We start from the raw sequence: 6245 nt of genomic DNA on the forward strand, positions 1-6245 counted from the left end.
CGACGCGGAGGCACGGGGTCCAGGCCTCCAGGGTGCCAGGGCGCGCACTTGAGCAGGCGCAGGGTGGCGAGACCGGTACCCCGGAGGACTCCGTGCACCCGGAGCGCCTCGACGGCGTAGGCGCTGCAGCTCGGATGGAAGCGGCAGTGGGGGAGGAACAGGGGAGAGATCCAGCGCCGGTACATCCCGAGGAGCGCGATCAGCAGACGGGCGGCCGGGCCCGGGCGCGAGTCCGGCAGCACCGGTGTCCCGATCTCCACGTCGTCCACTCCCGTCGGTTTCCCGTGAAACCACGCCACGTCGTGACCTCGGAGCTCGCTCCGGGGTCCGATGACCGGTTCCCTCGACCATCGTGCCCGCGACGGGCCGGGAGGGCGAACGCCACCGGTACGCGGACGGACGGTCGTCGCACCCATCGCCGTCCTACCCGGCCCCGCCGGCCACCGGCCCCGAGGCCTCCGCGGTGCGCGGTCGCGGAGACATGTCCAAACGCCGCAGCGCCGCGTCGAGGTCGGCACCGAGCTCGGCGGAGGTGGATCCGGCCGCAGGTGGGTGGGCCCGCACCACGAGCGCGGTGCCGTCCGGCAGGCCGGCCAGGCGTTCCCCGACCAGGTGCCGCAGCCTGCGGGTCACGCGGTGCCGCTCGACAGAACCACCGACGGTGCGCCCGACGACGAACCCGGCGCGCGAGCCACCGTCGTCACCGGCGAGGGCGTGGACCGACAACCTGCGCCGACCGGCCTTCCGGCCGCGACGCAGGATCCGCCGGAAGTCGTCGGGCCTGCGGACCCGGTACGGGCGCGGCAGCACGGGCGGCCTCGGCGGTGCCGGGCGCGGCCCGTCAGGCGCTCAGGGAGGAGCGGTTCTTCCGGCGGCGGTTCGCCAGCACGGCGCGACCGGCGCGCGTGCTCATCCGCAGCCGGAAGCCGTGGGTCTTCGACCGACGACGGTTGTTCGGCTGGAACGTGCGCTTGCCCTTGGCCACGGCTGAGAACTCCTGCGTCAGCTCACCCCGGATCGTGGGGGAGCGCGGGTGCTCCGGGCGCACGCCGAGAGACCCAGGGAATTCCCTGGGCGTGGCGGACCCGGATCCGGTCGTGACCAGCGTAGCCGAGACCCCGCCGCGGCCCCCACGCCGGGCCCCGGACCTCGACCCGCGACGATGTCCGGGGCCGTCCGTCTACTGACGGCCGGACCGGTCCCGGGGAGAGCTTGTGGCCCGGCGCGAGGCCTTGTTAGCGTCTCGCACCCCGCTACCGCGGAGCCGAACCGCCGGGTCCCCCCGGTCGTTTCCGTGGGCAGGGTCCGGCGGACGGTGACGTCGGCGGAACCACCGATCCGGAGCGACCGCCAGAGGCGGCATACTCGGTGCGAACCCCGGGGGCGGGAACTCGCACCGGTGTCTCGCGCACGTCGTGCACAGTTGTGGACAACTCTGTGGATTCGTGCGCGATCGTGGGCGTGACGTGCGCGGACCGACCAGGAGTCCGGGTGCACAGAGGTCGGACAGAGGGAGGGTCACCCGTGTCGGACCAGCTCTCCGACCTCGACGAGACCTGGACCCGGGTCGTCACCGAGCTCACGTCCGGCTCCCCCGACGGCCCGGCCCTCTCGGCCCAGCAGCGCGCCTGGGTCCGCGTCACGCGACCCCTCGGTCTGCTCGACGACACCGCACTGCTCGCCGCACCGAGCGAGTTCGCCAAGGAAGCCATCGAACGGGCCCTGCGCGACCCGATCGTCGACGCGCTCTCGCGTCACATCGGTCGCCCGGTCCAGCTCGCCGTCCGGGTGGACCACAGCGCCCGGACCCCGGACGGGTCCGGCGCGGCCGGCCCGGAGACCTCCCCCCTGCCGCGTCTGCCGGGCACCGCGGCCGCGAACCCCCTCGCGGGGGGTGGCGGCGGCTACACGGCACCGACCTTCGCCGGACAGGGCTACGACGACGGCGGGCCGGACACCGGATACCTGACCGGATCCGCCCCCGACCACCAGCGCTCGCACCGCGCCGACGCGATCGCGGCCGCGGCGGGCGTCGGGCAGGTCACCCACAACCCGGACCAGGCGCACCCCGAGGAAGAGGTCGACGAGGTCCGCGACGGCCTCGACGCCGTTCACGAGATCTGGAGCCCGCCGGGGCGGAACCCGACGCCGGGCCGGATCGACGGTGACCCCACGACCATGCCCACCGAGCCCTCCGGCGGAGGCGGCGACGCGCGCGGCGCGCCCCGCTCCCAGACCCGGCTCAACGAGAAGTACCTCTTCGACACCTTCGTCATCGGAGCCTCGAACCGCTTCGCGCACGCCGCGGCGGTGGCGGTCGCCGAGGCCCCCGCGCGGGCCTACAACCCGCTCTTCGTCTGGGGCGACTCCGGACTCGGCAAGACGCACCTGCTGCACGCCGTCGGGCACTACGCCCAGCGCCTGTTCTCCGGCATGCGCGTGCGCTACGTGTCGACCGAGGAGTTCACGAACGACTTCATCAACTCGCTGCGCGACGACCGCAAGATCGCCTTCCAACGGCGCTACCGCGACGTCGACGTGCTGCTCGTGGACGACATCCAGTTCCTGGAGGGCAAGGAAGGCACCCAGGAGGAGTTCTTCCACACCTTCAACACGCTGCACAACGCGAACAAGCAGATCGTCGTCTCCTCCGACCGTCCGCCGAAGCGCCTGGAGACCCTCGAGGACCGGCTCCGCACGCGGTTCGAGTGGGGCCTGATCACCGACATCCAGCCGCCCGAGCTGGAGACGCGGATCGCGATCCTGCGCAAGAAGGCCGCAGGCGAGCGGATGGCCGCCCCGCCCGAGGTCCTCGAGTTCATCGCCGACCGCATCGAGCGCAACATCCGTGAGCTCGAGGGCGCGCTGATCCGGGTCACGGCGTTCGCCTCGCTCAACCGCCAGCCGATCGATCTCCAGCTCGCCGAGATCGTGCTGCGCGACCTCATCCCCGACTCGCGCCAGTCGGAGATCACCGCGCCGACGATCATGGCCGTCACCGCGGAGTTCTACGGGGTCTCCATCGACGACCTCACGGGCCCGGGGAAGACCAAGGCCCTCGCGCTGTCACGCCAGATCGCGATGTACCTCTGCCGCGAGCTCACCGACCTCTCCCTGCCGCGCATCGGGCAGACGTTCGGCAACCGCGACCACACGACGGTCATGCACGCGGACAAGAAGATCCGCAAGGAGATGGCCGAGCGGCGCCGGACCTACGAGCAGGTCCAGGAGCTCACCGCGCGCATCAAGCAGCGCGCGCGGGGCTGAACCGGCCGCTCCCGGCCGGGGGCGGCGTCCGGGAGCGCCGAGACGCATACGGATGGCATGTCCGGGCCCAGGAGCTCACGATCCGGTGGACGTCCGGACACGGAGACGTCTCGCGACCGTCCGCCCCGCTGCCGGCAGGCCATCCACTCCCGCCCCGCCGAGCGTCACCCCGAGTGCCCGTCGCCGGGCAGGATCTGCACACAACGTCACCGAGAACCGGACCTTCACCACCGGACGGGACATCGCGGACCCGAACGGACCGGTCCCACGCTCCGGTCCCCGCCCCGGATCCCCCGCCCACCCCGGACCGGTTGCGCTGCGCAGTCGTTCGACTCCCGATCGACCCACAGTTGGGGACAAGTCTGTGGACACCTGTGCGCGCAGGGGTGGACGGATCCGGGACGGAACCGGTCCCCGGGAGGTTGTCCACCCCACACGCCGATCCGTCCCCGGATCCGGGGACGGCCCGTCCGCCGCGCTCCACACCGCTGGGGGCATCCCGACCTGCGTCGACACCGGTACTCCACAGCGCCCACAGGACCTACTGTCACTGCTGTTCTCTCTCTCTAGGAAGAACGACAAGAAACCAGGGTTGGGGAGCGAACGGAGCGACGACGCTGCACAGGGCCGGAGTGTCGGACCCCCCTGTCAGGCTCTACCGTGACGCCCTGCCCGAATCCCGTCCCGTCCCACTTCTCCGCCCGATGCCAGGAGGACAGCGATGAAGTTCCGCGTGGAGCGCGACGCCTTCGCCGACGCGGTGGCCTTCGTCGCGCGCAGCCTGCCCAGCCGCGCCCCGGTGCCGGTGCTCGGCGGCGTCCTGCTCGACGCGGCGGACGACGGCGCCCTCACCGTCTCGGGATTCGACTACGAGGTCTCGGCCCGGGTCGAGGTCCCCGCGATGATCGGCGACGGCGGTCGCGCGCTCGTGTCGGGCCGGCTGCTGGCCGACATCACCAAGTCGCTGCCGCCGCACCCCGTCGATGTCACGGTCGAGGGTCCCCGCGCTTCGCTGACCTGCGGTAACGCCCGGTTCAGCCTCCCGACCATGTCGGCGGAGGACTACCCGCAGCTGCCCGAGATGCCGCCGGTGGTCGGCCAGCTGGCTCCGGAGGTCTTCGCCCGGGCCGTGTCCCAGGTCGCCGTCGCGGCCGGCCGGGACGACACCCTGCCGATGCTGACCGGCATCCGCGTCGAGATCGACGGGCCGTCGCTGACGATGGCCGCCACCGACCGGTTCCGCCTCGCGGTGCGTGAGTTCACCTGGGAGCCCGGCGAGGACGGCCCGACGGCGGCCGACGGTGAGTCCACCGCGATCCTCGCGCCGGCCAAGACGTTGTCGGAGGCCGCGAAGACCCTGACCTCCTCCGGGTCGAAGATCGACCTGGCGCTCGGTCGTGGAGACGGTCTGCTCGGGCTCTCCGGTGGCGGGCGCCGGTCGACGACCCGCCTGCTCGACGCCGAGTTCCCCCGCTACCGCCAGCTGCTCCCGAAGGAGCACACCTCCGCCGCCGTGGTCGAGATCGCACCGTTGGTCGACGCCATCAAGCGCGTCTCGCTGGTCGCCGAGCGCGGCACCCAGGTCCGCCTCGAGTTCGAGGAGGGCTCGCTGCGGCTCACCGCGGGCGGCGACGACGAGGGCAGCGCCGAGGAGCAGCTGCCGTGCTCGTTCGCCGGCGAGCCGCTGACGATCGCGTTCAACCCGGGGTATCTGCTCGACGGCCTCGGCGCCCTCGGATCCGAGGCCGCCCACCTGTCGTTCACCACCCCGAGCCGCCCGGCGCTGCTGCGCCCGGCCGCGGCGCCGGGCGAGGACGCGCCTGCCGAGGGCGAGGTCGGGACCGAGGAGGCCTCGACGACGGCGGTCGAGCCCGGTCCCGGCGGAGCCGCCGAGCTCCCGGAGCCGCGCCCGGGATACCTCTACCTGCTCATGCCGGTCCGCCTGCCGGGCTGACCGCGGGCCCGCCCGTGCGTCGCCGCGATCAGCGGCCGTCCAGCGGGTACGAAGGAATCGGCCCCGGCGTCATCGTCGGGGGCATGCACGGAACCGGTGGCTGGGGACGAGGGAGCGGATCGCGGTGCAGCTGGGGATGGTCGGGCTCGGCCGGATGGGCGGCAACATGGCCGAGCGGCTGCGCGCCGCAGGCCACGAGGTCGTCGGGTACGCCAACGACGGTTCGGGGGACGTGCAGTCGCTCGCGGAGCTGGTCACGGCCCTGGCCGCGCCGCGCACGGTGTGGCTGATGGTGCCGTCGGGCGAGCCCACGCACTCGACGGTGCGCAGCCTCGCCGACCTCCTCTCCGAGGGTGACCTCGTCGTCGACGGCGGCAACAGCCGCTTCACCGACGACACCGAGCACGCCGAGTTGCTCTCCGGGCACGGCGTGCACTACGCCGACTGCGGGGTGTCAGGCGGCATCTGGGGACGCACCGAGGGCTACGGGCTCATGGCCGGCGGCGCGCCCGCCGACATCGAGCGGCTGATGCCGGTCTTCGACACGCTGCGGCCGGAGGGGCCCCGCGAGGAGGGCTTCGCGCACGCCGGCCCGGTCGGGGCGGGGCACTACGCCAAGATGGTCCACAACGGCGTCGAGTACGGCCTCATGCAGGCCTACGCCGAGGGGTACGAGCTGCTCTCCGCCGGCGGCCCGGTGACCGACGTCGGCGCCGTGATGAAGGCCTGGAGCCGCGGCACCGTGGTGCGCAGCTGGCTGCTCGACCTCATGGTCCTGGCCCTCGAGGCCGACCCGCACCTGGACCAGATCACCGGCTACGCCGAGGACTCCGGGGAGGGCCGCTGGACCGTGGACGAGGCGATCGTGCACGCGGTCCCGCTGCCCGTGATCTCGGCGGCGCTGTTCGCGCGGTTCGCCTCCCGCCAGACCGACTCGCCGGCGATGAAGGCCGTCGCCGCGCTGCGCGCCCAGTTCGGCGGCCACGCCACGCGCAAGGCCGGGGAGGCCGCCAACGAACCGCCG

6 protein-coding genes are annotated in these 6245 nt (G+C 73.1%); 3 read left to right on the forward strand and 3 right to left on the reverse strand.

Annotated elements, in window-relative coordinates; all coding sequences use genetic code 11:
• From yidD to rpmH, 3 genes are all read right to left on the reverse strand, one after another.
• Positions 1-260 (reverse strand): membrane protein insertion efficiency factor YidD (gene yidD, locus VGI02_RS04715; protein WP_331626112.1); only part of this gene is annotated, 260 nt, incomplete at its 3' end.
• 163 nt (positions 261-423) lie between these two features.
• Positions 424-810, reverse strand: coding sequence for a ribonuclease P protein component (gene rnpA / locus VGI02_RS04720; protein ID WP_331626113.1), 387 nt, complete (start codon positions 808-810; stop codon positions 424-426).
• Between the two features lie 31 nt (positions 811-841).
• Positions 842-985: a 50S ribosomal protein L34 gene (gene rpmH, locus VGI02_RS04725; protein ID WP_331626117.1), complete on the reverse strand. Its 144-nt coding sequence runs from the start codon at positions 983-985 to the stop codon at positions 842-844.
• Between the two features lie 539 nt (positions 986-1524).
• Here rpmH and dnaA point away from each other — a divergent pair.
• The 3 genes from dnaA to gnd form a co-directional block, all read left to right on the forward strand.
• Positions 1525-3267, forward strand: a complete 1743-nt coding sequence (dnaA, locus tag VGI02_RS04730; RefSeq protein ID WP_331626114.1) for a chromosomal replication initiator protein DnaA — start codon at positions 1525-1527, stop codon at positions 3265-3267.
• Positions 3268-3988: 721 nt separating this feature from the next.
• Complete coding sequence (gene dnaN, locus VGI02_RS04735) at positions 3989-5221, forward strand: DNA polymerase III subunit beta (protein ID WP_331626115.1); 1233 nt, start codon at positions 3989-3991, stop codon at positions 5219-5221.
• A gap of 124 nt (positions 5222-5345) precedes the next feature.
• Positions 5346-6245 (forward strand): phosphogluconate dehydrogenase (NAD(+)-dependent, decarboxylating) (gene gnd, locus VGI02_RS04740; RefSeq protein ID WP_331626116.1); only part of this gene is annotated, 900 nt, incomplete at its 3' end.

Origin of the sequence: Actinomycetospora sp., from assembly GCF_036497245.1 — a bacterium.
Taxonomy (GTDB): Bacteria; Actinomycetota; Actinomycetes; order Mycobacteriales; family Pseudonocardiaceae; genus Actinomycetospora.

What these genes read in the sequence shown, in the direction of transcription:
- dnaN (WP_331626115.1), top strand. Translation starts at nt 3,989, where the DNA reads ATGAAGTTCCGCGTGGAGCGCGACGCCTTCGCCGACGCGGTGGCCTTC.